Origin of the sequence: Micromonospora sp. WMMD956 (genome assembly GCF_029626125.1) — a bacterium.
Classification (GTDB): domain Bacteria; phylum Actinomycetota; class Actinomycetes; order Mycobacteriales; family Micromonosporaceae; genus Micromonospora; species Micromonospora carbonacea.
On record NZ_JARUBI010000005.1, the window covers coordinates 3733689 to 3760275 of the forward strand.

23 protein-coding genes, 1 tRNA gene and 1 pseudogene are annotated in these 26587 nt (G+C 72.6%); 19 read left to right on the forward strand and 6 right to left on the reverse strand.

Annotated elements, in window-relative coordinates; genetic code table 11:
* Positions 1-98: 98 nt before the first annotated feature.
* Entirely contained in the window at positions 99-1103 is a 1005-nt protein-coding gene (locus O7628_RS17215; RefSeq protein ID WP_278131890.1) for an acyl-CoA desaturase, read from the reverse strand.
* Between the two features lie 95 nt (positions 1104-1198).
* On the opposite strand from O7628_RS17215, the gene O7628_RS17220 reads away from it, so the two are divergent.
* From O7628_RS17220 to cysN, 9 genes and pseudogenes are all read left to right on the forward strand, one after another.
* On the forward strand, positions 1199-2107 hold the full coding sequence (locus O7628_RS17220; protein ID WP_278131891.1) for a helix-turn-helix domain-containing protein: 909 nt from the start codon (positions 1199-1201) through the stop codon (positions 2105-2107).
* 45 nt (positions 2108-2152) lie between these two features.
* Positions 2153-2223, forward strand: a tRNA-Gln gene (locus tag O7628_RS17225).
* Between the two features lie 73 nt (positions 2224-2296).
* Positions 2297-3826, forward strand: a pseudogene (gene glmU, locus O7628_RS17230) (bifunctional UDP-N-acetylglucosamine diphosphorylase/glucosamine-1-phosphate N-acetyltransferase GlmU); the annotation flags it as partial.
* Positions 3827-3890: 64 nt separating this feature from the next.
* On the forward strand, positions 3891-4871 hold the full coding sequence (locus O7628_RS17235; protein ID WP_278131893.1) for a ribose-phosphate diphosphokinase: 981 nt from the start codon (positions 3891-3893) through the stop codon (positions 4869-4871).
* Positions 4872-5170: 299 nt separating this feature from the next.
* The gene (locus tag O7628_RS17240) at positions 5171-5857 is read left to right on the forward strand and encodes a 50S ribosomal protein L25/general stress protein Ctc (protein ID WP_278131895.1); all 687 of its coding nucleotides are present in this window, start codon (positions 5171-5173) and stop codon (positions 5855-5857) included.
* Between the two features lie 114 nt (positions 5858-5971).
* On the forward strand, positions 5972-6562 hold the full coding sequence (pth, locus tag O7628_RS17245; protein ID WP_278131896.1) for an aminoacyl-tRNA hydrolase: 591 nt from the start codon (positions 5972-5974) through the stop codon (positions 6560-6562).
* A gap of 154 nt (positions 6563-6716) precedes the next feature.
* Positions 6717-7535 carry an inositol monophosphatase family protein gene (locus O7628_RS17250; protein WP_074477118.1) on the forward strand — a complete coding sequence of 273 codons (819 nt, stop codon included), beginning with the start codon at positions 6717-6719 and terminating at the stop codon, positions 7533-7535.
* A gap of 78 nt (positions 7536-7613) precedes the next feature.
* Entirely contained in the window at positions 7614-8525 is a 912-nt protein-coding gene (cysD, locus tag O7628_RS17255) for a sulfate adenylyltransferase subunit CysD (RefSeq protein WP_278131898.1), read from the forward strand.
* Positions 8525-9820 carry a sulfate adenylyltransferase subunit CysN gene (gene cysN / locus O7628_RS17260; protein ID WP_178063319.1) on the forward strand — a complete coding sequence of 432 codons (1296 nt, stop codon included), beginning with the start codon at positions 8525-8527 and terminating at the stop codon, positions 9818-9820. Before cysD ends, cysN begins: the two co-directional genes overlap by 1 nt.
* A gap of 98 nt (positions 9821-9918) precedes the next feature.
* On the opposite strand, the gene galK is transcribed toward cysN, so the two are convergent.
* Both galK and galE read right to left on the reverse strand, forming a co-directional pair.
* Positions 9919-11154, reverse strand: a complete 1236-nt coding sequence (galK, locus tag O7628_RS17265; RefSeq protein WP_278131901.1) for a galactokinase — start codon at positions 11152-11154, stop codon at positions 9919-9921.
* Positions 11151-12134: a UDP-glucose 4-epimerase GalE gene (gene galE / locus O7628_RS17270; protein ID WP_278131903.1), complete on the reverse strand. Its 984-nt coding sequence runs from the start codon at positions 12132-12134 to the stop codon at positions 11151-11153. Before galE ends, galK begins: the two co-directional genes overlap by 4 nt.
* A gap of 192 nt (positions 12135-12326) precedes the next feature.
* Between galE and O7628_RS17275 the strand changes: the two genes are divergently transcribed.
* The 5 genes from O7628_RS17275 (at position 12327) to O7628_RS17295 (ending at position 16525) form a co-directional block, all read left to right on the forward strand.
* The gene (locus O7628_RS17275) at positions 12327-13352 is read left to right on the forward strand and encodes a hemolysin family protein (protein WP_278131906.1); all 1026 of its coding nucleotides are present in this window, start codon (positions 12327-12329) and stop codon (positions 13350-13352) included.
* A gap of 32 nt (positions 13353-13384) precedes the next feature.
* The gene (gene trpS, locus O7628_RS17280; protein ID WP_278131908.1) at positions 13385-14410 is read left to right on the forward strand and encodes a tryptophan--tRNA ligase; all 1026 of its coding nucleotides are present in this window, start codon (positions 13385-13387) and stop codon (positions 14408-14410) included.
* A gap of 22 nt (positions 14411-14432) precedes the next feature.
* A complete protein-coding gene (locus O7628_RS17285) occupies positions 14433-15023 on the forward strand; it encodes a 2'-5' RNA ligase family protein (RefSeq protein WP_074476772.1) in 591 nt (196 codons plus the stop codon).
* A gap of 48 nt (positions 15024-15071) precedes the next feature.
* Complete coding sequence (locus tag O7628_RS17290; protein WP_074476771.1) at positions 15072-16007, forward strand: YhjD/YihY/BrkB family envelope integrity protein; 936 nt, start codon at positions 15072-15074, stop codon at positions 16005-16007.
* Between the two features lie 71 nt (positions 16008-16078).
* Positions 16079-16525 carry a hypothetical protein gene (locus O7628_RS17295; RefSeq protein WP_074476770.1) on the forward strand — a complete coding sequence of 149 codons (447 nt, stop codon included), beginning with the start codon at positions 16079-16081 and terminating at the stop codon, positions 16523-16525.
* 42 nt (positions 16526-16567) lie between these two features.
* Here O7628_RS17295 and O7628_RS17300 read toward each other — a convergent pair whose 3' ends face one another.
* From O7628_RS17300 to O7628_RS17310, 3 genes are all read right to left on the reverse strand, one after another.
* Entirely contained in the window at positions 16568-16888 is a 321-nt protein-coding gene (locus O7628_RS17300; RefSeq protein ID WP_074476769.1) for a multidrug efflux SMR transporter, read from the reverse strand.
* A gap of 192 nt (positions 16889-17080) precedes the next feature.
* Positions 17081-18718 (reverse strand): glycoside hydrolase family 13 protein, encoded by a 1638-nt coding sequence (locus tag O7628_RS17305; protein ID WP_278131913.1) that lies wholly within the window; start codon positions 18716-18718, stop codon positions 17081-17083.
* A gap of 133 nt (positions 18719-18851) precedes the next feature.
* Complete coding sequence (locus O7628_RS17310; RefSeq protein WP_278131915.1) at positions 18852-19913, reverse strand: LacI family DNA-binding transcriptional regulator; 1062 nt, start codon at positions 19911-19913, stop codon at positions 18852-18854.
* Between the two features lie 198 nt (positions 19914-20111).
* Between O7628_RS17310 and O7628_RS17315 the strand changes: the two genes are divergently transcribed.
* The 5 genes from O7628_RS17315 (at position 20112) to O7628_RS17335 (ending at position 26435) form a co-directional block, all read left to right on the forward strand.
* Positions 20112-21368 (forward strand): maltose ABC transporter substrate-binding protein, encoded by a 1257-nt coding sequence (locus O7628_RS17315; protein WP_278131916.1) that lies wholly within the window; start codon positions 20112-20114, stop codon positions 21366-21368.
* Complete coding sequence (locus tag O7628_RS17320; RefSeq protein ID WP_278131918.1) at positions 21368-22996, forward strand: ABC transporter permease subunit; 1629 nt, start codon at positions 21368-21370, stop codon at positions 22994-22996. The genes O7628_RS17315 and O7628_RS17320 overlap by 1 nt, the downstream gene beginning before the upstream one ends.
* Complete coding sequence (locus O7628_RS17325; RefSeq protein ID WP_278131920.1) at positions 22993-23895, forward strand: sugar ABC transporter permease; 903 nt, start codon at positions 22993-22995, stop codon at positions 23893-23895. Before O7628_RS17320 ends, O7628_RS17325 begins: the two co-directional genes overlap by 4 nt.
* Positions 23896-24034: 139 nt before the next feature.
* A complete protein-coding gene (locus O7628_RS17330; protein ID WP_278131922.1) occupies positions 24035-25945 on the forward strand; it encodes a glycoside hydrolase family 13 protein in 1911 nt (636 codons plus the stop codon).
* Between the two features lie 148 nt (positions 25946-26093).
* Positions 26094-26435, forward strand: a complete 342-nt coding sequence (locus O7628_RS17335; RefSeq protein WP_043961820.1) for a hypothetical protein — start codon at positions 26094-26096, stop codon at positions 26433-26435.
* The last annotated feature ends 152 nt before the right edge of the window (positions 26436-26587 follow it).

The window sequence follows — 26587 nt, forward strand, 5'->3', positions numbered from 1 at the left end:
GACGCCCTGTCGTGGAATGCTGCCGCCGTCGTTGGTCACGCCGCCGTCGTCGGTCATCCGGCCATCCTGCCAGGCTACGGCCGGCCCGACCGACCCGTTCACCCCGGCCGGCCCCGCCGGGGCGGCTGCGGGCTGGTCAGCTTGGCCGCGATGCGCTCCGGGGCGGCCAGCTTGGCCGCGATGCGCTCCGGTTTCGGCCAGCGCACCGCCCATGCCGCGCCGGTCCGCTCCAACAGCCAGATCACCCGGGCCGAGATGTCGACCTGCCCGCGCAGCACACCGTGCCGGGCGCTCGTCGGCTCGGCATGGTGCAGGTTGTGCCAGCTCTCGCCGAACGACAGGATCGCCAGGGGCCAGAAGTTGGCCGCCCGGTCGCCCTGCCGCATCGCGAACGGCCGCTCCCCGTAGACGTGGCAGACCGAGTTGATCGACCAGGTCACGTGGTGCAACAGCGAGATCCGCACCAGCCCGCCCCAGAACAGCGCCGTCAGCGCGCCCCGCCACGACCAGGTGAGCAGGCCGCCCATCAGCGCCGGGCCGAGCACCGTCACCACCACCAGCACCGGGAAGAGCCGGTCCACCCGGCGGGTCGCCCGGTCGGCGAGCAGGTCCGGGGCGAACCGCTCCCGGTTGGACAGCTCCCGGCCGAACAGCCAGCCCACGTGCGCGTGGAACAGCCCCTTCGTCAGCCCCCGGACGCTCTGGCCGAACCGCCAGGGCGAGTGCGGGTCGCCGTCGAGGTCGGAGAAGGCGTGGTGCCGGCGGTGGTCGGCGACCCACTGGATGATCTCGCCCTGCACCGCGAGGGAGCCCGACACCGCCAGCGCCACCCGCAGCCACGGCCGCGCCCGGAAGGAGCCGTGGGTGAAGTAGCGGTGGTAGCCGACCGTGATGCCCAGCCCCGAGACGACGTACCAGAACCCGGCGACCGCCACGTCGGTCCAGCCCAGCCAGCCGCCCCAGGCGACCGGCAGCGCGGCGAGCAGGGCCAGGAACGGTACGACCACGAACGCCCACAGGGCGACCAGGATGCCCCGCGACTGCGGGCCCTGGGTCAGCGGCTTCGGACCGGTGGGGCGGGACTCGGTCAGAGCGGTCGACATGGCACCTCGCAGCGGGACGGCAGAGATCACGAAGTTACGCCTACGTCACCGTAACTTAGGGCCTAGGGAAAAGCACCGGACAGTTTCCGGCGTGGATGCGTTCGCTGTCGTACGTCCGTACTAACCTGCTGTTCGTGGACGACTTCCAGCTCTTGGGCGGCTCCCGGGCGGCAGAGGTCCGCCGACTGCGCACCGTCGAACAGCTCAGCGTGCGCGAGATCCGGGCCCGCACCGGCCTCGGCCGCAACCGCGTCCAGGAGTTGCTGCGCGGGGTGCCCGCCCCGGAGCGGACCCGCCGGCCCAACGCCAAGGACGCCCTCCGGGCCGAGGCGACGCAACTGCGCGCCCAGGGCTGCACCGTGCCCGACATCGCGGCCCGGCTCGGGGTGGCGAAGTCGACCGCGTACCGCTGGGTCCAGGGCGTGCCATGGGAGCCGGACGCCGTGGCGGCCCGCGAGCGGCGCCGGGCGCATTCCCGGGCGATGACCGACGCCCAGTGGGACGCCCACCGGCAGGCACGGGACGCGGCCCGCGCGGAGACCGTCGGGGCCACGTCGGCGTGGGTGGGGCGGCTGCGGCGCCGGGAGTTGATCCTGGTCGGTGCGGCGCTCTACTGGGCGGAGGGTGCCAAGGCCAAGCCGTGGCGTCCGCACGACTGCCGCGTGAAGTTCGTCAACAGCGACCCGACGCTGGTCGAGGTCTTCCTCCGCTTCGTCGAGGCGATGGGTGTGCCCCGCGGGGCACTGTCGTTCCGGGTGAGCATCCACGAGTCCGCGGACGCTTCGGAGGCGGTCCGGTGGTGGGCGGAGCGGGTGGGGGTGCCCGCCGACGACTTCCGGCCCGTCTCGCTCAAGCGGCACCGGCCCGCGACGGTCCGGCGCAACACCGGCGACGGCTATCGCGGCTGCCTGACGGTCGAGGTGCCCAGATCGCGGCGGCTCTACTGGAAGATCGAAGGGATCATGACGGGAATGGGCGCTGGCGTGGAAGCTGTGGAGCGCTAAGGTGTACTAGTCCGGCCAACCGATTGGTTTGTCCGTTTTAGACCGTCCCGGGTCGTCTAATGGCAGGACGTCAGGTTTTGGTCCTGATTATAGGGGTTCGAATCCTCTCCCGGGAGCTTCCGCTGTATCGCCGTCCTCGCGTGGTTAGCATGGCCGCGAGACTGTCGCCGTCCCGACGGGAGCCACGTCGTGCCCCAGCCCCACCTCCGCACCGTCGTCGTGCTCGCCGCCGGGGAGGGCAAGCGGATGAAGTCGGCGCTGCCCAAGGTGCTGCATCCCCTGCTCGGCCGGACCCTGCTCGGCCACGTGCTCACCGCCACCGGCCCCCTGCGGGCGGACCGGACCGTCGTCGTGGTCGGCCACGGCGCGGACCGGGTCCGGGCGCACCTGGCCGAGGTCGCCCCGGAGGCCGTCCCGGTGCTCCAGGCCGAGCAGCGCGGCACCGGCCACGCGGTCCGGATCGCCCTCGACGCCGTCGCCGACGCCGACGGGACCGTGGTCGTGATCAACGGGGACGTGCCGCTGCTGCGCCCCGAGACGGTCGCCGCGCTGGTGGACGCGCACGAGTCGGCCGGTGCGGCGGCGACCGTGCTCGCCGCCGAGGTGCCCGACCCGACCGGGCTCGGGCGGATCGTCCGGGACGAGGCGGGCCAGCTGCGGCAGATCGTCGAGGAGCGCGACGCCACCGCCGAGCAGCGGGCGCTGCGGGAGATCAACGCCGGCAGCTACGCGTTCGACGCGGTGCGGCTGCGCGACGCGCTGGGCAAGCTCTCCACCGACAACGACCAGGGCGAGGAGTACCTGACGGACGTCTTCGCCCTGCTGGTCTCCGCCGGTGAGCCGGTCGGGGTGCACGTGGCGACCGACCACGTGGAGACGCTGGGCTGCAACGACCGGGTCGAGTTGGCGGCGCTGCGCCGGCTGCTGCGCGACCGGATCAACGAGGCGTGGATGCGCACCGGGGTGAGCATCCTGGACCCGGCGACGACGTGGATCGACGTGACGGTGGCGGTGGACCGGGACGCGGTGATCGACCAGAACACGCAGCTGCGCGGCCGGACGGTGGTGGGCGCGGAGGCGGTGGTGGGCCCGGACGTGACGCTGATCGACACGGTGGTCGGGCCGGGGGCGACGGTGCTGCGCAGCCACGCCGTCGACGCCGAGGTCGGCGCGGGGGCCAGCGTCGGGCCGTACGCGTACCTGCGGCCGGCGGCGCGGCTGGCCGAGAAGGCCAAGGTCGGCACGTTCGTCGAGGTGAAGAACTCCGAGGTCGGGGCGGGCGCGAAGGTGCCGCACCTGTCGTACGTGGGTGACGCGACGATCGGGGCGCGGGCCAACATCGGCGCGGCGACGATCTTCGTGAACTACGACGGGGTGAACAAGCACCGCACGACGGTCGGGGAGGCGGCCTTCATCGGCTGCGACACCAGCCTGATCGCCCCGGTGGAGGTGGGGCCGGGCGCGTACGTCGCGGCGGGCAGCGCGATCAGCCAGAACGTGCCGCCGGGGGCGCTCGGGGTGACCCGCGCGCCGCAGCGCAGCATCGAGGGGTGGGTGGCCCGGAGGCGGGCCGGCACGGCGTCGGCGGAGGCGGCGGAGCGCGCTTTGCGGGCTGCGGCGGAGGATGCTCCTGGGGCATAGTGGGGCGCAAGGGAAGGTGAGGCAATCCACGAGGGCGCCGAGGCGGTTCGGGGGCCGCCAGGCGGGGGAGATACTGCAAACCCACTAGTCCCCGGCCCCACACCGCAGCCGGGCACACCGACCAACGGGAGCAGACGGGCCCATGGGCAGCATCGTCGCCGAAAACCGCAAGAGCCTGATGCTCTTCTCCGGACGTGGTTTCCCGGACTTGGCCAGGGAGATCGGTGAGGTCCTCGGCGTCGCGCCGACGCCCGCCGACGCGTACGAGTTCGCCAACGGTGAGATCTTCGTGCGCTTCAAGGACTCGGTACGCGGTTCGGACGCCTTCGTGGTGCAGTCCGTGACGCACGGGGTCAACACCTGGGTCATGGAGACCCTGATCATGGTGGATGCGCTGAAGCGTGGGTCGGCCAAGCGGATCACCGTGGTCCTGCCGTTCTACCCCTACTCGCGGCAGGACAAGAAGCACCGTGGCCGGGAGCCGATCTCGGCGCGGCTGGTGGCGGATCTGCTGAAGACGGCGGGGGCGAACCGCATCCTGACGGTGGACCTGCACACCGCGCAGATCCAGGGATTCTTCGACGGCCCGGTGGACCACCTGTTCGCGATGGACGTGCTGGCCGAGTACGTGGAGCGCAAGTTCGCCGGGCGGCCGATGACGGTGGTGGCGCCGGACTCGGGCCGGGTGCGGGTGGCGGAGCGGTGGACCGACCGGCTGGGCGGTTGCCCGCTGGCGTTCATCCACAAGACGCGGGATCCGTTGAAGCCGAACCAGGTGGTCGCGAACCGGGTGGTCGGTGAGGTCGAGGGCCGGGTGTGCCTGATCGTCGACGACATGATCGACACCGGTGGGACGATCGCCAAGGCCGCCGACATCCTGCGGGAGTCGGGCGCGGCGGAGATCGTGGTGGCGTCGACCCACGCGCTGCTGTCGGACCCGGCGGTCGAGCGGCTGAAGAACAGCCCGATCACCGAGGTCGTGGTGACGAACACGCTGCCGTTGCCGCCGGAGAAGCAGCTCGACAAGATCACGGTGCTGTCGATCGCGCCGCTGCTGGCCCGGGCGATCCGGGAGGTCTTCGACGACGGCTCGGTGACGACCCTCTTCGGTGGCCTGAGCTGAGGTGGGCACCCCGCGCCGGCCGCCGTCCCGGTGGCCGGCGCGGTCCGGTGTTGGGCGTTTTCACTCCTGACAGCGGGTGGGGCGGGGACTGCCGTCGGGCGCGTATTCAGCTCGGGTAGACTGTTGCGGTTGCCACGGCGAGGGTGCCCGGCGGGCCGCTGAAAAGCACCGCACGGAGGCACCGTGATCGACGCGGTGCTCCGGGCAGTCGTTCATGACGCATGAGCCCCAGCGAGCCCCCTCGCCCCAGCACCGCAAGACGACAAGCCGCCGCAGCGAAAAGCATCAGGAGTTTCCCCGTGTCCGAGGTAAAGATCAGCGCCGAGCCCCGTACCGAGTTCGGCAAGGGTGGTGCCCGTCGTACCCGCCGGGCCGGCATGGTGCCCGCCGTGCTGTACGGCCACGGCGAGAAGCCGAAGCACATCGCGCTGCCCGCGCGTGAGTTCGCCGCCGCGATCCGTAAGGGCGGCGCCAACCAGTTGTTCGCGATCGAGGTCAGCGACGGCACGCAGGTGCTGGCGCTGCCGAAGGCGATCCAGCGTGACCCGATCAAGGACAGCTTCGAGCACGTCGACCTGCTGCTGGTCCGCCGTGGCGAGAAGGTCACCGTCGAGGTCCCGGTCCAGCTGACCGGCGAGGCCGCGAAGGACACCCTGATCGTGCACGACCACGACACCCTCTCGGTGACCGCCGACGCCACCAAGGTGCCGGACCACCTGGAGGCGTCGATCGAGGGCCTGGAGGCCGGCACGCAGGTCACCGCCGCCGACGTGGAGCTGCCGTCGGGCGTCGAGCTGGCCGCCGACCCGGAGCTGCCGGTCGCCGCCGTGACCGCCGCCCCGACCGCCGAGCAGCTGGAGGCCACGCTGCCCGAGGTCGAGGCCCCCGCCGAGGAGGCCGAGGCCGGCGAGGAGACCGCCGAGGGTGCCGAGGCGCCGGCCGCCGAGGGCGAGGAGGCCCCGGCCGAGGCGAAGACCGAGGCCTGACCGGTCTGTTTTTCCGTGCGACAGGCGCCCCCGACCCCGGGGGCGCCTGTCGTCGTATCGGGACCGGGTCTGAGCTGGCCGCCGGGTGCGGCGGCGGAGCGGGAGGGGTGTGGCGTGACGGACGAGGCGGGGCCGTGGCTGGTGGTCGGCCTGGGGAACCCGGGCCGGGAGTACGCGGGCAACCGGCACAACGTGGGCTTCATGGTGGCCGAGCTGCTGGCCGCCCGGGTGAGCGGGAAGTTCGGCCGGCACCGGCGGGCGGTGGCCGAGGTGGCCGAGGGGCGGCTGGGGCTGGGCGGGCCGAAGCTGGTGCTGATGAAGCCGCTGACGTACATGAACCTCTCCGGGGGGCCGGTGGCCGGGTTGGCGCAGTTCCACAAGGTGCCGCCGGGCCGGGTGATCGCAATCCACGACGAGCTGGACATCGGCTACGGGCAGGTGCGGGTCAAGTGCGGCGGCGGCGAGGGCGGGCACAACGGGCTGCGTTCGATGTCGAAGTCGCTGGGGACGAAGGACTACGTGCGGGTGCGGTTCGGCATCGGTCGGCCGCCGGGGCGGCAGGATCCGGCCGACTACGTGCTGTCGGACTTCTCCGCCGCGGAGCGCAAGGAGCTGGAGTTCCTGGTGGACCGGGCGGCGGACGTGGTCGAGTCGGTGGTCACCCGGGGTGTGGAGCCGACCCAGAACCTGTATCACGGGGCCTGAGCCGGGCGGGGCGGCACGGCGGGCGGTCGTGCGGCCGGTAGTCTGCGCCTTTCCGGCGGACCACGGCCGGCAGGTGGGCGTGGCCGGCAGGTGGCTGCGGCCCGTGGGGCGGGTCGCGGCGAGGCGACGGGAGCGAGTGGTGGGCAGTCCTCCGATGATCGACGGCGCGTTCGCCCGGTGGCTGGCGACCCAGGCCGGGCAGGCGTTGCTGGCCGTCCGGGCCGAGCTGGGGTTCGCCGACCCGGGGGCGTTGCGGTCGGCGGGGGACAAGGTCTCGCACGACCTGATCCGCACCGAGCTGGCGAAGTGGCGGCCGGGGGACGCGGTCTGTTCGGAGGAGGACGAGGGGTCGCGGCTGGCGTGGGCGGCCGAGGTGAGCGCCGGGGCGGTGTCCCGGCTGACCGCCGACCGGGTGTGGATCGTCGACCCGTTGGACGGGACCCGGGAGTTCTCCGAGGAGGGCCGTTCGGACTGGGCGGTGCACGTGGCGCTGTGGGCGCGCACCGCGTCGACGCCGCACCGCCTGGTGGCGGGCGCGGTGGGGTTGCCGGCGCAGCACCGGGTGCTGGGCACGGACCTGCCACCGGCGTACCCGCCGATGACCCTGGAGGCGGCGACCTCGGGCGGCGGAAGGACCATCCGGTTGGCGGCCAGTCGTAGCCGTCCGCCGGTTTTCCTGACCGATCTGGCGGAGGATGTGGGCGCTCATCTGGTGCCGATGGGCTCGGCGGGGGCGAAGATCGCCGCTGTGGTGACGGGTGAGGTCGACGCGTACGTCCACGCGGGCGGCCAGTACGAGTGGGACTCGGCCGCTCCGGTGGCTGTGGCGACGGCCACCGGCCTGCATGCTTCCCGGATCGACGGTTCTGCGCTGAAATACAACGAGGCCGACCCGCGCCTGCCGGATCTGCTGGTCTGCCGCAAGGATCTCGCCAGCCGGTTGCTTGCAGCGCTGCAGAGGCATTCCGGGTAGCCTGAGCAGTCTTCTTCACGTGTCCGACCGGAAAGGTCTGGAATCCATGAGCGCAGCCGAGCGGATCGAGGCCGGGTCATGACCGCCCCCGCCGCGTACCAGGTCTCCCACCTCGACGCCCTGGAGGCGGAGAGCATCTTCGTGATGCGTGAGGTGGTTGCGGAGATGGAGCGGCCGGTGCTGCTCTTCTCGGGTGGTAAGGATTCGATCGTGATGTTGCGGTTGGCGCAGAAGGCGTTTGCGCCGGCGAGTGTGCCGTTTCCGGTGATGCATGTGGATACGGGGCACAACTTTCCCGAGGTCCTGGAGTATCGGGATCGTCGGGTGGCGGAGTTGGGGTTGCAGTTGATCGTGGCGTCGGTGCCGGAGGCGTTGGCGCGGGGGTTGGTGCGGGAGTCCGGGGACGGGATGCGGAACCGGATCCAGACGCCGGTGTTGTTGGACGCGGTGGAGAAGCACCGGTTCGACGCGTTGTTTGGTGGGGCGCGGCGGGATGAGGAGAAGGCGCGGGCGAAGGAGCGGGTGTTCTCGTTCCGGGACGAGTTCGGGCAGTGGGATCCGAAGAACCAGCGGCCGGAGTTGTGGTCGTTGTACAACGGTCGGCATCATCCGGGTGAGTCGATCCGGGTGTTCCCGTTGTCGAACTGGACCGAGTTGGATGTGTGGCACTACATCGCGCGGGAGCGGATTCCGTTGCCGTCGATCTATTTCGCGCATGAGCGTGAGGTGGTGGAGCGGGACGGGATGTTGTATGCGGTGAACGAGTTCTTCACCCCTCGGGCGGGTGAGGAGCGGTTCGTGGAGGTGGTGCGGTACCGGACGGTGGGGGATGCGTCGTGCACGGCGGCGGTGCGGTCGGATGCCGACACGGTGGCGGCGGTGATCGAGGAGGTGGCCGCGACGCGGGTCACCGAGCGGGGTGCGACGCGGGGCGACGACCGGGTCAGTGAGGCCGCGATGGAGGACCGTAAGCGGGAGGGCTACTTCTGATGAGCATCGACATGGCGCCGGTCGAGGTGGAGGCGCGGCCGATGGACCTGTTGCGGTTCGCGACGGCCGGGAGTGTGGACGACGGTAAGTCGACGTTGATCGGCCGGTTGTTGTATGACACGAAGTCGTTGTTCACCGATCAGTTGGCGGCGGTGGAGGCGGTGTCGGCGGCGCGGGGGGACGAGTACACGAACCTGGCGTTGTTGACCGACGGGTTGCGGGCGGAGCGGGAGCAGGGCATCACGATCGATGTGGCGTACCGGTACTTCGCGACGCCGCGGCGGAAGTTCATCATCGCGGACACGCCGGGTCATATTCAGTACACGCGGAACATGGTGACGGGGGCGTCGACGGCGGACCTGGCGTTGATCCTGGTGGACGCGCGCAAGGGCCTCGTGGAGCAGTCGCGGCGGCATGCGTTCCTGTGTTCGTTGTTGCGGGTGCCGCATCTGGTGTTGTGTGTGAACAAGATGGACCTGGTCGACTTCGACCGGGAGGTGTTCGAGGCGATCGCGGACGAGTTCACGGCGTTCGCGGCGAAGCTGGACGTGCCGGACCTGACGGTGGTGCCGGTGTCGGCGCTGCGGGGGGACAACATCGTGTCCCGGTCGGAGGACATGCCGTGGTATGAGGGGCCGTCGTTGCTGCACCACCTGGAGCGGGTGCACATCGCCTCGGACCGCAACCTGCAGGACGTGCGGTTCCCGGTGCAGTACGTGATCCGGCCGCAGTCGACCACGGTGACCGACTACCGGGGGTACGCCGGTCAGGTCGCCTCGGGGGTGTTGAAGGCCGGTGACGAGGTGATGGTGCTGCCGTCGGGGTTCACCTCCCGCATCGCCGCGGTCGAGACCGCCGACGGGCCGGTGGAGGAGGCGTTCCCCCCGATGTCGGTCACCGTGCGGCTGGAAGACGAGATCGACATCTCCCGTGGGGACATGATCTGCCGGCCGCACAACGCCCCGGCGGTGGCGCAGGACATCGAGGCGATGGTCTGCTGGATGGACGAGACCCGCCCGCTGACCGTCGGCGGCCGCTACGCCATCAAGCACACCACCCGCTCCGCGCGGGCGATCGTGCGGGGCCTGCACTACCGCCTCGACATCAACTCCCTGCACCGCGACGAAACCGCCACCGAACTCAAGCTCAACGAGATCGGCCGGGTGCGGCTGCGCACCACGATCCCGCTGCTGGCGGACGAGTACCGCCGCAACCGCACGACGGGCGGCTTCGTGATCATCGACGAGGCCACCAACCGCACCGTCGGCGCGGGCATGATCGTCGAGGCCGCCTGAGCCTCTTCCCGGCCCCCGCCGGTGCCCGGCCGACGCCCACCCGGCGTTGTTAACAGGGGCCCCTTGCTATGCAGAATGCGTTAACAAGGGGCCCTTCCTTACAAGCGGTGGGCGCCGGGGGCCGGGGTGGCCAGGTGGAAGCCGGGGGCGCGGAAGCCGCGCTCGGCGTACCGGGTCGTGACGGAGTCGGCCACCGCGTCGGCGCGGTCGGCGTCGACCAGGGCGAGGACGCAGCCGCCGAAGCCGCCGCCGGTCATCCGTGCCCCGTACGCCCCGGCCGCGAGGGCCGCCTCGACCGCCGTGTCGACCTCCGGCACGGTGATCTCGAAGTCGTCGCGCATCGACGCGTGGGAGGCGGTCAGCAGGGGCCCGATGTCGCGTACCCGGCCGGCGCGCAGCAGCGCCACGGCGTCGAGCACCCGCTGGTCCTCGGTGACGACGTGCCGGACGCGGCGGCGGGTCTCGTCGTCGTCGAGCCGGGCGAGGGCGTCGTCGAGGTCGGCGGCGGCCACGTCGCGCAGGGCGGGCACCCCGAGCAGCCCGGCGGCCTTCTCGCAGGCGGCGCGGCGGGAGGCGTACTCGCCGTCGGCGTGCCGGTGCGGGGCCCGGCTGTCGATCACCAGCACGGCCAGCCCGGCGGCGGCCAGGTCGAACGGGATGTGCTCGACGGCCTCGGTGCGGCAGTCGAGGAAGAGGGCGTGGCCGGCGCGGCAGCGGATCGCCGCGGACTGGTCCATGATCCCGGTGGGCGCGCCGACGTAGGCGTTCTCGGCCCGTTGGGCGAGCCGGGGCCGCCCCTCGGCCGGCAGGTCCAGCCCGCCGAGGTCGACGAGGGCGGCCAGCACGGCGGCCTCCAGCGCGGCCGACGACGACAGCCCGGAGCCGAGCGGCACGTCGGAGGCGACGGCCAGCCGCGCCCCGGGCACCCGGTGGCCGGCCTCGCGCAGCGCCCACACCACCCCGGCGACGTACGCGGCCCAGCCGGCGACCCGGCCGGGGGCGGCCACCTCGTCGACGCCGAACCCGACCTGCTCGCCGGTGAGCTCCGACCAGACCGTCCAGCGGTCGCCGTCGTCGGGAGCGGCGGCGACCACGGTACGCAGCGGCAGCGCGAACGGCAGTACGAAGCCGTCGTTGTAGTCGGTGTGCTCGCCGATCAGGTTGACCCGTCCGGGTGCCGCCCAGCGGCCGGCGGCGGGTGCGCCGTAGCGCTGGCGGAAGCCGGCGGCGGCCCGGTCGGCGACGTCCCCGACCGGCGCGGGAGCGACCTCCCCGGCCGGCGCGGGGGCGGCGGCGTCGGCCGCCGGGGGCGAGGGGTGCGCGGGGTCGGTCACGGGCGCTCCAGGATGTGCGTGCGGTAGAAGGCCCAGGCGTCGCCGACCATGTCGTGCAGGGTCGGCTTCTCGGGCGTCCAGCCCAGCTCCTCGCGGGCCAGGGCGGAGGAGGCGACCAGCTCGGCCGGGTCGCCCTCGCGGCGCGGGGCCACCTCGACCGGCAGCGGCCGGCCGGTGACCTCGCGGACCACGTCGACGACCTGCCGGTTGGTGAACCCGGCGCCGTTGCCCAGGTTGTAGACGCGGTGCCGGCCGGGCACGGCGGCGGTGAGCGCCAGCAGGTGGGCGCGGGCCAGGTCCTCGACGTGGATGTAGTCGCGCACGCAGGTGCCGTCGACGGTGGGGTAGTCGTCGCCGAAGAGCTGGAGCTTCTCCCGTCGGCCGGCGGCGACGTCGAGGGCGATCGGGATGAGGTGGGTCTCCGGGTCGTGCCGCTCGCCGATGGCGACGTCGCCGCGCAGGTACGCCCCGGCGACGTTGAAGTAGCGCAGGGACACGGCGGCCAGGTCGTGCCCGATCGCCTCGGAGGTGAGCGCCATGTCCACGGCCAGCTTGGTGGCCCCGTACGTGTTGGTGGGGGCCTTGACGGCGGTCTCCGGGATGGGCAGCTCGGTCGGGTTGCCGTAGACGGCGGCGGTGGAGGAGAAGACCATCCGGGGCACCCGCGCGGCCCGGACGGCGTCGATCAGGGCGAGCGAGCCGACCGTGTTGTTCTGCCAGTACAGCTCCGGGCGGACCATGGACTCGCCGGCGGCGATGAGGGCGGCGAAGTGCAGCACCCCGTCGAAGCCCGCCTCGGGGGTGAGCACCCGGGCCGCCTCGTGGATGGGCGCGTCGACCCAGGTGGCGTCCGGGGCGAGCGCCTCGCGGTGCCCGGTGCGCAGGTCGTCGAGGACGACGACCTCGTGGCCGGCGTCGACCAGCATCCGGGTCACCACGCTGCCGATGTAGCCGGCGCCGCCGGTGACGAGCAGTTTCACGTCGGGGTCCTCCTGCCTGGCCGCGCCTCGCCGCGGCCGTCCGCGCCCACCCTACGGCGGCCGGCTGTGGCCGCGCCCGGCGTCGCCGCACCGCCATTCCACCACAATCTTTCAGGACTGAACAGATACGCACACCGTCACTCCGGGTGGACGACCTGTGCCGAAGCGTCGCGGGCCCTACGATGAGTTGTCATGCGGGAAGCGGGTGGTCCCGGGCTCCGCCGGCGACCGGTGGGGCGGCTCCGACGCGAACCGGGCCCCCTGGCCCGCGCCGTCGCCCGGCTGGTGGTCCGGGCCGCCGACGGCGCGACCCGGCTGGTCACCGACCTGCTCGGGGCGAGCCCCGCCGCCGGCCGGGAGCGGATCAGCGAGGCCGAGCTGCGGGACCTGGTCGCCGCCAGCACCGTCCTCGACGCCGACGAGCGGCGGATCATCGACGAGGTGCTGGCCGCCGGGGCGAGCCTGGTCCGCGAGGTGATGATGCCCCGCACCGAGGTCGTGTTCCTGTCGGTCGCGATGACCGTCGCCGAGGCGGAGCGGCTGGTCCGGGCCGAGACGCACCGCCGCTACCCGGTCGTCGACGGCACCCACGACGACGTGGTCGGCTTCGTGCACCTGCGCGACGTGCTGCTGCGCCCCGACCTCGACCCGGGCACCACCGTCGGCGAGCTGACCCGGGAGGTCAAGCGGCTGCCCGGCAGCAAGCGGGTGCTGGCCGCGCTGACCGAGATGCGCCGCGAGGGCCACCACCTCGCGGTGGTGGTCGACGAGTACGGCGGCACCGCCGGCATCGTCACCTGCGAGGACCTGATCGAGGAGCTGGTCGGCGAGATCCACGACGAGCACGACGGCGACCCCGAGCCGGAGCCGACCGGCCTGCCCACGGTGGTCGACGGCCGACTCAACCTCGCCGACTTCGCCGAGCGCACCGGGCTGCGGCTGGCCGCCGGCCCGTACGAGACGGCCGGCGGGTACGTGATGGCCGCGCTGGGCCGGCTGCCGGTGGTGGGGGACGAGGTGCCGGTGGCCCCGCCGGCGGCGGACGGCGGCGACCGGGACCCGGACGACCCGCCCGGCGGGTGGCTGCTGCGGGTGCTGGCGCTGGAGGGCCGCCGGGTGTCCCGGCTCGCGGTCTCCGTGGTGCGCCTGCCCGAGCCGCGACGCGAGGTCACCGGCCCGCTGGCGGCGGCGGAGAGCCGACCCGCCGGCCCGTCATGACGGACGCCGGGGGTTGCTGACAGAATGCCGGCATGTCCGACGTACCCGCCCGCCCCCGCGTGTTCTCCGGCATCCAGCCGACGGCCGACTCGTTCCACCTCGGCAACTATCTGGGCGCGGTGCGGCACTGGGTGGCGTTGCAGGACACCCACGACGCGTTCTACTGCGTGGTCGACCTGCACGCCATCACGGCCGGGCACGACCCCAAGGTGCTGCGGCAGCGCACCCGGGTGGCCGCCGCGCAGCTCTTCGCCGTCGGCCTGGACCCGGAGCGCAGCACGCTGTTCGTCCAGTCGCAGGTGCCCGAGCACTCGCAGCTCGCCTGGGTGCTGGGCTGCATCACCGGCTTCGGCGAGGCCAGCCGGATGACCCAGTTCAAGGACAAGTCGCAGAAGCAGGGCAGCGAGCGCTCCAGCGTCGGCCTGTTCACCTACCCGATCCTCCAGGCCGCCGACATCCTGCTCTACCAGGCGCACGCCGTCCCGGTCGGCGAGGACCAGCGGCAGCACCTGGAGCTGTCCCGCGACCTGGCGCAGCGGTTCAACTCGCAGTTCGGCAAGACGTTCGTCGTGCCCGCGCCGCACATCGTCAAGGACACCGCGAAGATCACCGACCTACAGGACCCGACGGCCAAGATGTCGAAGTCGTCGTCCTCGCCGACCGGCATCATCGACCTGCTGGAAGACCCGGCCCGCTCGGCCAAGAAGATCCGCTCGGCGGTCACCGACACCGGCCGGGAGATCGTCTTCGACGCCGAGACCAAGCCGGGCGTGTCCAACCTGCTCACGATCTACTCCGCGCTGACCGGCCGCAGCGTCGACGACCTGGTCGCCGCGTACGCGGGGCGGGGCTACGGCGACCTGAAGAAGGACCTGGGCGAGGTGGTCCGGGAGTTCGTCACGCCGATCCAGGAGCGCACCCGGGCCTACCTCGACGACCCGGCGCAGCTCGACAAGCTGCTCGCGGCCGGCGCGGAGAAGGCCCGCGCGGTCGCCTCGGCGACGCTGCACGAGACGTACGAGCGGGTCGGGTTCCTCCCGCCGGTCCGCCTCGGCTGACCGCCCGGCGCGACGGGTGCGGGTGGAGACGGGCGGGTCGGTGGCCGGAGGGGTGGCGCGGAGCGTGGATCGCAGGGACGGGGCGCCGCAGGCCGGCGACACCATCCAGATCGGGATCGCGGTGGACATCCCGGAGCCGTGGGGCGGCCTGCTCACCCGGCGGCGGGTCGAGGCCGGCGACCCCCTCGTGGTGCCCGCGCACGTGACGCTGCTCGGGCCCACCGAGATCCCGACGGCGGCGCTGCCGGCGGTCGAGCGGCACCTCGCCGGGGTGGCCGCCACGCACCTGCCGTTCACCCTGCACCTGCGGGGCACCGGCACGTTCCGCCCGGTGACGCAGGTGGTGTTCGTGGCGGTGGCCGCCGGGATCAGCGAGTGCGAGCTGCTCGCCGCCGCGATCAACTCGGCCCCCGAGCTGCACCGGGAGGCCCGCTTCCCCTACCACCCGCACGTCACGGTGGCCCAGGACGTCGCGCCGGAGGCGCTGGACCGGGCGTACGAGGACCTGGCCGACTTCTCGGCGATGTTCGAGGTCGACTCGTTCACGCTCTTCTCGCACAGCGGTCAGACCCGGTGGCAGCCGCGCCGGGACTTCCTGCTCGGCGTGTCCTGAGCCGGCGACGCTCTCCCGTGCGGGCGGCGGATCGGCGAGGATGACGGCGTGGAGGTCTTCGGGCGGATCGAGGCCGGCATCGACCGGCGGGTGAGCGCGGCGCGTCGCCGGTCGCGGACCTTCGACCACCTGTGGCGGGCCGGCAACCTCTACGCGGAGGTGCTCGGCGGGCGGCTGGCGGCGGCGATCGCCTACTACGGCTTCTTCGCGGTCTTCGCGCTGGCCCTGGTCGCGTACTCGATCTTCGGGGCGATCCTGGAGGACAACGACGAGGTCAGCGACGCGGCGGCCGGCTTCCTCAAGGAGAACCTCCCCTTCCTCGACCCGGCGCAGATCGCCCAGAGCAGCAACACGGTCGGGGTGGTGGGCCTGGTCATCCTGGTCTTCACCGGGATCGGCTGGGTGGAGGCGATCCGCTCGTCGCAGCGGCTGATGTACGGGCTCAACCAGCAGCCCGGCAACCTGGTGGTGCGCCGGCTGGTCGACCTGGGCGTCCTGGTGGGGGTGTTCGTCCTGCTCGGCCTGTCGGTGGCCGCCGTGGACGCGCTGGAGTCGCTGCTGCGCTTCCTGCTGCGCAGCACCGGCTCGGTGGGGCTGACCGTGATCAGTGCCGTGCTCAGCGTGCTGGTCAACGCGGTGCTGGCCGCCGCCCTGCTGGTGGCGGTGCCCCGGCTGCGGATGAGCCGCCGCCGGCTGCGCCCGGTGGTGTTCGCCGTGGCGGTGGGCATCACCCTGCTCAACACGGTCGGGCGGTTCTACGTGGTGCGCACCGAGCGGAACCCGGCGTACACGGTGGTGGCGGGGGCGGTCGGCCTGCTGCTCTACCTCTACCTGCTCAACCAGCTCGTGCTGTTCGGCGCGGCGCTCGCCGCGACCAGCCCGTACGGCCGGGTGGTGGACCTGGCCGAGGGGGCGGCGCCGGCCGACCTCGACGCGGAGGCCGACGCCGACACCGGTCCGGGCACGCCCGGCGGGGCGGGATGACCCGCGCAACGTTCGGCTGATTCGGGCGGATGCCCCACCCGGGAACGTGAGGGCCGGGCCATGATGGGCGCGTGGGCGCACTCGTGACGTTGGACCTGCCGGACGACTCGCCGATGCTCGGCCTGCCGTGGATCATCACGTTCGGCCCGCTCGACGACGTCGACGAGTGGGAGCCGGTGGTCTGCGGCCCCTACGAGCGCCCGCACGCGCTGGCCCTCGCCGAGTCGGTGGTGGCCGAGGAACAGCTCATGGCCGTGGTGGAGCCCCTGGTGCCCGCCCTGTCGCCCGACGAGATCCGCGGCGAGATCGCCGCCGCCCGCATCGCCGCCTCCGACGAGGCGGCCCGGATCGAGGCGTCCGACCTCTACGGCGACTTCGACGACGTGATCGACGACGAGCTGGAGGCCGCCGCCGAGGCGGCCGGGGAGCCGGCCGGGCCCCGTCCCGCGCCCGCCGAGGCCGAGCTGCGGGCCGGCTTCGCCCGCATCGCCAAGCTGCTCACCGAGAAGGGGAGCTGAGCCGGCCGTCGGCCCGGTGGCGGGCCCCCGGCGCCCTGCCGCTCAGTGCGTGCCGCCCAGGTTGAGCACGACCACCCCGGCGATGACGAGCGCCACGCCGACGACCTTCGTCACGCTGAGCGGCTCGCCGAGGAAGGCGGCCCCGACCGCGACGATCGCCGCCGTGCCCAGCCCGGACCACATCGCGTACGCGACGCCGACCGGGATGTCCCGCACCGCGAGCGAGAGCAGCCCGAACGCCGCCAGGTAGGCAACCGCCAGCCCGAGCGTCGGCCACAGCCGGGTGAACCCGTGCGTCGCCTTGAGCAGGCTCGTCCCGACCACCTCGGACGCGATCGCGAGCACCAGGAACAGATACGCCATGCGGCGATTGTCCCCGCGCCGGTCGCGGGAGACCCCGCGCCGTCCCGGACGGACGTCGGCGCCCCGTGGAGCGGAACTCCACGGGGCGCCGACGCCACCTTCACCCCCCACCACAAGGGGTCGGCTGCCCTGGCCGCCCGTCGGCGCGCGGCACGACGGACGACCAGGGGTCCAGGGCGGGCTGTACCCGGCTCAGCGCCGTTCGAACCACGCGGCGGCGTCGACCGGCAGGACGTGCCCCGTGCCCTGCCCGGTCAGCTCCGCGCTGGCCACGACCGGCTCGCCGTACCCGTCGATCCGCACCGGCGCGTCGCTGAGGTTGACCACGCAGGTCAGCTCCGCGCCGCCGCCGGTGCGACGGAACGCGAGCACGCCGGGGCCGGTCGACTCCAGCCAGGTCACGCCGTCGGCGTCGCGGGCGAGCGCCGGGTGGGTGCGCCGGGCCCGCAGCGCCGCGCGGTAGAGCTCCAGGGTCGAGCCGGGCGTGCCCGCCTGGGCGGCGACCGAGAGGGCGGCCCAGGTGGCGGGGGCCGGCAGCCAGCTCAGCTCGCTGCCGGCCGGCCCGAAGCCGTACGGGGCCAGCTCGCCGCTCCACGGGATCGGCACCCGGCAGCCGTCCCGGCTCTCGCCGGTGCGCAGGAACGACGGGTCCTGACGCAGCTCGTCGGGCAGGTCGAGCACCTCCGGCAGGCCCAGCTCCTCGCCCTGGTAGAGGTAGGCGCAGCCGGGCAGCGCGAGCATCAGCAGGCTGGCCGCGCGGGCCCGGCGCAGGCCGACCTCGCCGTCGCCGTAGCGGGTGACGTGCCGCTGCTTGTCGTGGTTGGACAGCACCCAGGTGGTCGGCGCGCCGACGATGGTCGCCTCGGCCAGCGCGGTGTCGATCACCTTGCGGAACGAGTCGGCCGACCAGGTGGCGTCGAGGAAGTCGAAGCTGAACGCCTGGTGCAGCTCGTCGGGCCCGATGTAGCGGGCCAGCCGCTGCGGCGTCTCGGCCCACGCCTCGGCCACGGCCATCCGGCCGCCGGGGTAGCTGTCCAGGATCGGTCGCCAGGCCCGGTAGATCTCGTGCACCTCGTCCTGGTCGAAGTACGGCAGCCGGCCCTTGCCGAGCAGCTCGGACTGGCGTCGGCCGCCGGTCATCGAGTTGAAGCCGACGTCGGGCAGCCCTTCGGCCTTGATCATGCCGTGGGCCACGTCGATGCGGAACCCGTCGACGCCCCGGTCGAGCCAGAAGCGCAGCACGTCCTCGAATTCGGCGCGCACCTCGGGGTGCCGCCAGTTGAGGTCGGGCTGGGCCGGGTCGAACAGGTGGAGGTACCACTGGCCGTCGGGCACCCGGGTCCAGGCCGGTCCGCCGAAGATGCTCTCCCAGTCGTTGGGTGGCAGCTCGCCGTGCCTGCCCCGGCCCTCGGCGAACAGGTAGCGGGCCCGCTCCGGGGAGCCGGGGGCGGCGGCGAGCGCGGCGACGAACCACGGGTGCGCGCTGGAGGTGTGGTTGGGCACGATGTCGACGATGATCCGCAGGCCGAGCGCGTGCGCGTCGGTGATCATGTGGTCGAAGTCGGTCAGGGTGCCGAACATGGGGTCGACGTCGCGGTAGTCGGCCACGTCGTAGCCGCCGTCAACCATCGGCGAGGTGTAGAAGGGGGTCAGCCAGAGCGCGTCGACCCCGAGGTCCCGCAGGTACGGCAGCCGCTCCCGGATGCCCTGGAGGTCGCCGACGCCGTCGCCGTTGGAGTCGGCGAAGCTGCGGACGTAGACCTGGTAGACGACCGCGGAGCGCCACCAGTCGTCGTCGGAGGTCAGCGGCGTGGGGGTGCTGGCGGTCATGGGTGGCGATCCCCGTTCTGTGGCGCGGGACGGCGTGGGTGCGGGGCACGGCGGTGTGCCTCCGGTGGTCAGAGCAGAATGCCGTCCCGCTGCTGCAAGAGTCAAGCAGGGCTTGCGCAAGAAATGACGGCGGTCAGCCGGCGCTCCTGGCCAGCGCGGCGGCGGGCTGCCGCGCGGCCGGCTGCCGGACGACCGCCGTGGAGCCGCGCACCACCAGCTCGGGCCGGAACAGGTACTCCGAGTGCGGGGCGGCGTGCCCGTTGATCTCGTCGACCAGGGCCCGGACGGCGGCCACCGCCATGGCGGCCACCGGCTGGCGCATCGTCGTCAGCGGCGGGTCGGTGAAGGCCATCAGCGGCGAGTCGTCGTACCCGACCACGGACAGGTCGCCGGGGACGGACAGGCCGCGCTGGCGGGCGGCCCGGATCGCGCCGAGGGCCATCAGGTCGGAGCCGCACACCACGCCGGTCACGCCGCGCTCCAGCAGCCGCCCCGCGGCGGCCTCGCCGCCCTCCACGCCGAACAGGGTCAGCTCGGCCAGCTCGGCCAGCTCGGCCTCGGGCAGGCCCGCCAGGCGCGCCATGGCGGCCCGCCAGCCGGCGACCCGGCGCTGCACGGGGACGAACCGGTCCGGGCCGGTGATCAGCCCGATCCGCCGGTGCCCGAGGGCGACCAGGTGGGCGACGGCCAGCTCGGTCGCCTCCCGGTCGTCGCAGGAGACGAAGGGCGCGGCGATCCCGGGGACGTACCCGTTGATCATGACGACGGGCAGCGGCCGGGCGATCAGCGCGCGGTACCGGTCGTGGTTGGCGGCGGTGTCGGCGTGCAGGCCGGAGACGAAGACGATGCCGGAGACCTGGCGGTCGAGCAGCATCTCGACGTACTCGTCCTCGGTGACGCCGCCCGGGGTCTGGGTGCACAGCACCGGCGTGAAGCCGCTCTGCGCCAGGGTCGACTCGATCACCTGGGCGAACGCCGGGAAGATCGGGTTGTCCAGCTCCGGCACCACCAGGCCGACGAGGCCGGCGCTGCGCTTGCGCAGCCGGGCCGGGCGCTCGTAGCCGAGGACGTCGAGGGCGGTGAGGACGGCCTGCCGGGTCTCCGGGGCCACGCCGGGGCGGTCGTTGAGCACCCGCGACACCGTGGCCTCGCTGACTTCGGCCTGTTGGGCGATGTCGGACAGTCGAGCGCGCATGGCGGCACTTTAGCTCACGGGCAAGTTCTTGCGTACCTTTCTGCAAGCCCTTCCATCATCCGCAACCTCTTGCTAACGTCCCGGCAACACGCGAGAGCAGCGGCGCAGCATCCCCGCGCCGGTTGGCAAGAACTTACAGAGGTTCCCACTGGCGGGCCGTCCTTCCCCCGGCGGACCGCCATGACGACAGGAGTACCGATGCGCATCCGTACCGCGGGTGTGGTCGCCGTCCTCGGCCTGGCGCTGGCCGCCTCCGGCTGCGGTGGCGGCGACGACGACAGCAGCGCGCCGGCCGCGAAGGAGTCCGCCGGCGCCACCGGCGGGAAGCTGGTGATCTGGGCCGACGACAAGCGGACCGCCGCCCTGAAGCCGTTCGCCGAGAAGTTCGGGCAGGAGAACGGCGTGACCGTCGAGGTACAGGCCGTCTCGAAGGACCTGCAGACCAACTTCGTCACCGCCTCCCAGCAGGGCAGCGGCCCCGACGTGGTGGTCGGCGCGCACGACTGGATCGGCAACCTGGTCCAGAACGGCGCCATCGACCCGGTGCAGCTCGCCGCCGACCAGAAGAGCGGCTTCAACGAGACCGCCGTCAAGGCCGTCACCTTCAACGGCCAGCTCTACGGCGTGCCGTACGCCATGGAGAACCTGGCGCTGATCCGCAACACCGAGCTGGCCCCGGAGGCCCCGAAGACGATCGAGGACCTGGTCGCCGCCGGCAAGAAGCTCAAGGCCGACAAGAAGGCCAGCGAGATCCTCTGCCTCCAGTCCGGCCAGAACGGCGACGCGTACCACATCTACCCGCTGTACACCTCGGCCGGCGGCTACCTCTTCGGCACCGCCGCCAACGGCGACTACGACCCGAAGGACCTGGGCGTGGGCAAGCCGGAGTCGATCGCCGCGTTCCAGAAGATCGCGAAGCTCGGCGAGAAGGGCGAGGGCGCGCTCAAGCGCTCCATCACCGGCGAGAACTCGATCGCCACCTTCACCGGCAAGAAGTGCGCCTTCCTGGTCTCCGGGCCGTGGGCCATCGCCGACGCCAAGAAGGCCAACATCTCCTACGACATCTCCCCGGTCCCCGGCTTCGCCGGCGGCAAGGAGGCGCAGCCGTTCGTGGGCGTCCAGGCGTTCTACGTGGCCGCCAAGGGCAAGAACAAGGCCCTGGCCCAGGAGTTCGTGGCGAACTACACCACCACGCCGGAACTGGCCGTGGCCCTCTACAACGCCGAGCCGCGACCGCCGGCGCTGACCGCCGCGCTCGACCAGGTCAAGGGCAGCGACCCTGACCTGGCCAAGTTCACCGAGGCCGGCAAGAACGGCCAGGTGCTCCCCGCGATCCCGGCCATGGCCGCGATCTGGGACCCGTTCGGCAAGGCCGAGGCCGCGATCATCGGCGGCGCCGACCCGGCCAAGACGATCACCGCGGCCGGCAAGACGATCTCCGGCCAGATCAAGTAATGAGCACGAAGCTGTCCGGCCCGGGGTCCACGCGGACCCCGGGCCGGGGGCCCGTCGGCCCCGGGCTCCCGCGCACCGCGCGCCACCACGCGCCGGTCACCGCGACCGGCCTCGTCGTCAAGGTGATCCTGCTCGGCCTCGTGGCCGGGATCGCGATCTGGGCGGCCTTCCCGCTCGTCGAGGCCGAGAAGTGGGTCGGGCTGGCCCTGCTCGCGGCCACCACCGCCGGCCTGTTCTACCTCTACCTCACCCCCCGGCACATCCCCGCCAAGTACCTGGTCCCCGGCACGCTCTTCCTGATCGCCTTCCAGGTCTTCCCGGTGCTCTACACCGCCAGCACCGCCTTCACGAACTTCGGCGACGGCCACCGGGGCAGCAAGGACGAGGCCGTCGTCGCGATCCAGAGCTCCTCGGTGCAGCAGGTCCCCGGCTCCACCGAGTACGCCCTGTCCGTCGCCACCGCGGGCGACCCCGCCACCGGCGCGCTGGTCTTCCTGGTCACCGACCCGGCCACCGGCGTCGTCTCCGCCGGGGACGCCGACGGGCTGCGCCGGCTCGACCCGGCCGACGTCACCGTCGGCTCGGGCGGCAAGGTCACCGCCGCCGACGGCTACACCGTGCTCAACTTCGGCCAGGCCAGCGCCCGCAGCCAGGAGATCACCGACCTGGTGGTGCCCACGGCCGGGGGCGCGCTGCGCTCGTCCGGCCTGTCCCGCGCCTACGAGGGCCGGGCGATCCGGGCGTACGACGCCGGGTGCGACTGCGTCACCGACAGCGAGAGCGGCAAGCGGTGGACCGCCGACGAGGCGACCGGGTCGTTCGTCGCCGCCGACGGGGAGCGCCTCGCCCAGGGCTGGAAGGTCAACGTCGGGCTGGAGAACTTCTCCCGGGTGCTCACCGACCCGAACATCTCCGGGCCGTTCTTCGGCACCCTGCTGTGGAACTTCGCCTTCGCGATCGGCTCCACCGGGTTCACCTTCGGACTCGGCATGGCCATCGCGCTGGCCCTGCACTCGCCCCGGATGCGCGGCACCAACCTCTACCGGGTGCTGCTGATCCTGCCGTACGCGATGCCGTCGTTCGCGATGCTGCTGGTCTGGCGGGACATGTTCAACACCGACTTCGGCCTGGTGAACAACCTGTTCGGCCTCGGCGTCGACTGGTTCGGCGAGGCCTGGTCGGCGCGGGCGGCGGTGCTGCTCGTGCAGCTCTGGCTGGGCTACCCGTACATGTTCCTGGTCGCCACCGGCGCGCTCCAGGCCATCCCCAAGGAGCTGACCGAGGCCACCTCCGTCGACGGCGCGTCGCCCTGGCAGTCGTTCCGCGCGGTCACCCTGCCGCTGCTGCTCGTCGCGCTGTCGCCGCTGCTGATCGCGTCGTTCGCGTACAACTTCAACAACATCAACGCGGTCTGGCTGACCACCGAGGGCGGCCCGTTCCCGGCGGACAACCCGCGCAACGGGGCGACCGACCTGCTGATCACCTACACGTACCGGCTGGCCTTCGGCGCGCAGGGCGCGGAGTTCGGCATGGCGGCGGCGGTGTCGATCTTCATCTTCGCGATCGTGGCGACGGTGTCGGCGATCAGCTTCCGCAACACCCGCAAGCAGGAGGAGGTCTACTCGTGACCACCTACGCGCACCCCCCAGCCGCCGACCGCAGGGCCGCCGGACGGCGGCGCCACCGCTGGCTGGCCCAGGTCGGCTGGCGGCACGTCGTCGGGGTGCTGGCCGTGGCGTTCAGCCTCTTCCCGATCCTGTTCGTGCTCTCGGCCGCGCTCAACCCGCTCGGCACGCTCTCGTCGACCTCCCTCGTGCCGACCGGCGGGGTGTCGGGCGAGAACTTCGCCGACCTGTTCGCCGACACGGCGTTCGGGCACTGGTTCGTCAACTCGCTGCTGATCGCCGGGCTGGCCAGCCTCGTGTCGATCTTCCTGTCCTCGCTGGCGGCGTACGCGTTCTCCCGGATGCGCTTCGCCGGCCGCCGGGTCGGGCTGCTCACCCTGCTGCTGATCCAGATGTTCCCGCAGTTCCTGGCGATCGTGGCGATCTTCCTGATCTTCACCACGGTCACCGACCTCTGGCCGGCGATCGGCTTCAACACCCCGTGGGGCCTGTTCCTGCTCTACATGGGCGGCGCGCTCGGCGTGAACACCTGGCTGATGAAGGGCTTCTTCGACACGCTGCCCCGGGAACTGGACGAGTCGGCCACGATGGACGGCGCGTCGCACGCCCAGGTCTTCTTCCGGATCATGCTGCCGCTGGTGGCGCCGATCCTGGCGGTGACCGCCCTGCTGTCGTTCATCGGCACGATCAACGAGTTCATGATCGCCAACGTGTTCCTGACCGACACCGAGTCGAAGACCCTCGCCGTCGGGATGTTCGGGCTGGTCGCCGGCGAGCGGAACAACAACTTCGGGATGTTCGCCGCGGGCACCCTGCTCACCGCCGTCCCCACCGTGCTGGTCTTCCAGCTCCTCCAGCGGTACATCGTCTCCGGCCTCACCGCCGGAGCGGTCAAGGGCTGAGCCTCCTCGGCTCACGCTGCGGCAAGGGCGTCGTGTCGACGTACACCGGAGCGGTTTCCGGGCGGACCGCCGCGGTCGGGTGACCGGCCGCGGCGGGTGCCCGCCCACTCCCCGTCGAACCGACCCGAAAGGCCGCGCCATGTCCCCGCGCCGCACCGTCTCCCCGGACCGCACCGCCGTCCCTGGCCGCACCGTCTCCCTGAGCCCGCACCACGACGGCTCCGCCACCTACGTCCCCGAGCAGGAACCCGCCCTCGGGCAGACCGTCCCCGTCTTCGTCCGGGTCCCCGTCGGTGCCGACGTGCGCGCCGTGCACGTGCGCAGCACCCCCGACGGCGAGCCGCGCTTCGCCGAGGCCGTCGTCGACCGCCGCACCGGCGCCGACGTCTGGTGGCGCGCCGACGTCGAGGTACGCAACCCGGTCAGCAACTACCGGTTCATGCTCACCGACGCCCGGGGCGACTACCGCTGGCTCACCGCCGCCGGCCTCGCCGACCACGACGTGCCCGACCACGGCGACTTCAAGCTGGTCACCCACGCCCCGCCGCCGGCCTGGGCCCGCGACGCGGTGATCTACCAGATCTTCCCCGACCGGTTCGCCCGCTCCGCCGCCGCAGATGGCCGCGCCGCCCCCGACTGGGCCGTCCCCTGCGACTGGGACACGCCCGTCGTCGGGCGCGGCCCGCAGACCCCCCGCCAGTTCTACGGCGGCGACCTCGACGGCATCGCCGAGCGGCTCGACCACCTCGACCGGCTCGGCGTCGACACCGTCTACCTCACCCCGATCTTCCCGGCCCGCTCCAACCACCGCTACGACGCGGCCAGCTTCGACACCGTCGACCCGCTGCTCGGCGGCGACGCCGCGCTCGCCCGGCTCGCCGACGCGGTGCACGCCCGGGGCTGGCGGCTGCTCGGCGACATCACCAGCAACCACACCGGCGACGCCCACCACTGGTTCACCGCCGCCGTCTCCGACGTGACCGCCCCGGAACGGGAGCTGTACTACTTCGACGCCGGGACCGGTGACTACGAGTCGTGGAACGGGGTGAGGTCGCTGCCGAAGCTCAACTGGGGCAGCGCGGAGCTGCGCCGCCGCTTCGCCACCGCCGAGGACTCGCTGCTGCGCCGCTGGCTGCGCCCGCCGTACTCGCTCGACGGGTGGCGGGTCGACGTGGCGAACATGACCGGGCGGCGCGGCGCGGACGCGTACACCCACGAGGTGGCGCGGCTGCTGCGCGGGGTGGTGGCCGAGACCAGGTCCGACGGGCTGGTGCTCGCCGAGCACGGCCACGACCACACCGGCGACCTGGACCGCGACGGCTGGCACGGCACGATGAACTACGTCGGCTTCACCGACCCGGTCTGGTCCTGGCTGCGCCACGGCTCCGAGCCGGGCGGTGCCGCCCCGGCGGCGGCCGATGGCGTGGCCGCGGCGGCGCTGCCGAACTTCCTCGGCACCCCCGGCGGGGTGCGGCGGCGCGACGCGCACGCCGTGCGGGCCACCATGGACAGCTACCGGTCGCTGCTCTCCTGGCGGTCGTACGTGCACTCGTGGCAGCTCCTCGGCTCGCACGACTCGGCCCGGATCCGCACCGTGGTCGGCGACGCCGCCCGGCAGGAGGTGGCCGCCGGGCTGCTCGTCGCCATGCCGGGGACCCCGGTCGTCTTCGCCGGGGACGAGCTGGGGCTGACCGGGACGAACGGGGAGGGCTCGCGTACCCCGATGCCGTGGCACCGGCCGGACACCTGGGACGTCGGCACGTTCGCCGCGTACCGGCGGCTGATCGCGCTGCGCCGCGCCGAGCCTGCGCTGCGCCACGGCGGCCTGCGCTGGGTGCACGTCGACGCGGACACGCTGGTCTTCCTCCGCGAGACGCCCACCGGCGGCGTGCTGGCGCTGGCCCGGCGCGCGGCCGGCGTCCCGGTCCGGGTCGCGGGCCTGCCGGCGGGGGAGAACGTCTACGGGGGCGCCCCGGCGCTGCGCCCGGCCGCCGACGGCACGGTGACCCTCCCGGCCGACGGCCCCACCTTCCAACTCTGGCGCGTGTAGGTGCAAGGAAGGGCCCCCTATTAACGCTTTCGGTAGAGAAGGGGACCCCTCTCACGCGGGGGCGTTAACAGGGGGCCCTTCCTTGCGCGCGGGGAGGGGGCGGGCGGGTCGCTACTACAAGACGTCGTTGATGGGGGAGGATGGCCGGATGGAAGCTCTTCGCCTGGTACTCCTCTACGTTCACCTGATCGGGTTCGCGCTGCTACTCGGCGGTGCGATCGCCCAGTACGTCAGCGGCCGGCTGCGGATCAACGCGGCGATGCTCTGGGGGTCGGTCATCGGCCTGCTGACCGGAATCGGGCTGTCCGCCCCGTTGCGCGACGGCGACGAACCGGCTCCCGCCAAACTTGTTACCAAGTTGGTGCTCGCGCTGCTGATCTTTGTCATGGTCTTCTTCTCCCGTAAGCGGGAGACGGTCAACCGTGGCCACTTCCTCGCGATCGTCGGGTTGACCCTGGTCAACGCGGCGGTGGCGGTCTTCTGGCGCTAACGTCCTGACCAGGGGAGGAGCCGCGGAACCGGACGTTCGTGACGCCCGACCTGGCCACTACCGGCACGAGAAGTGATGTGCCCCACCCAAGGGTTACGTAGGGGTAACAGGCACTCAACAGTCGTGCACGATTGTCGGCCGGTGGGTGGGCG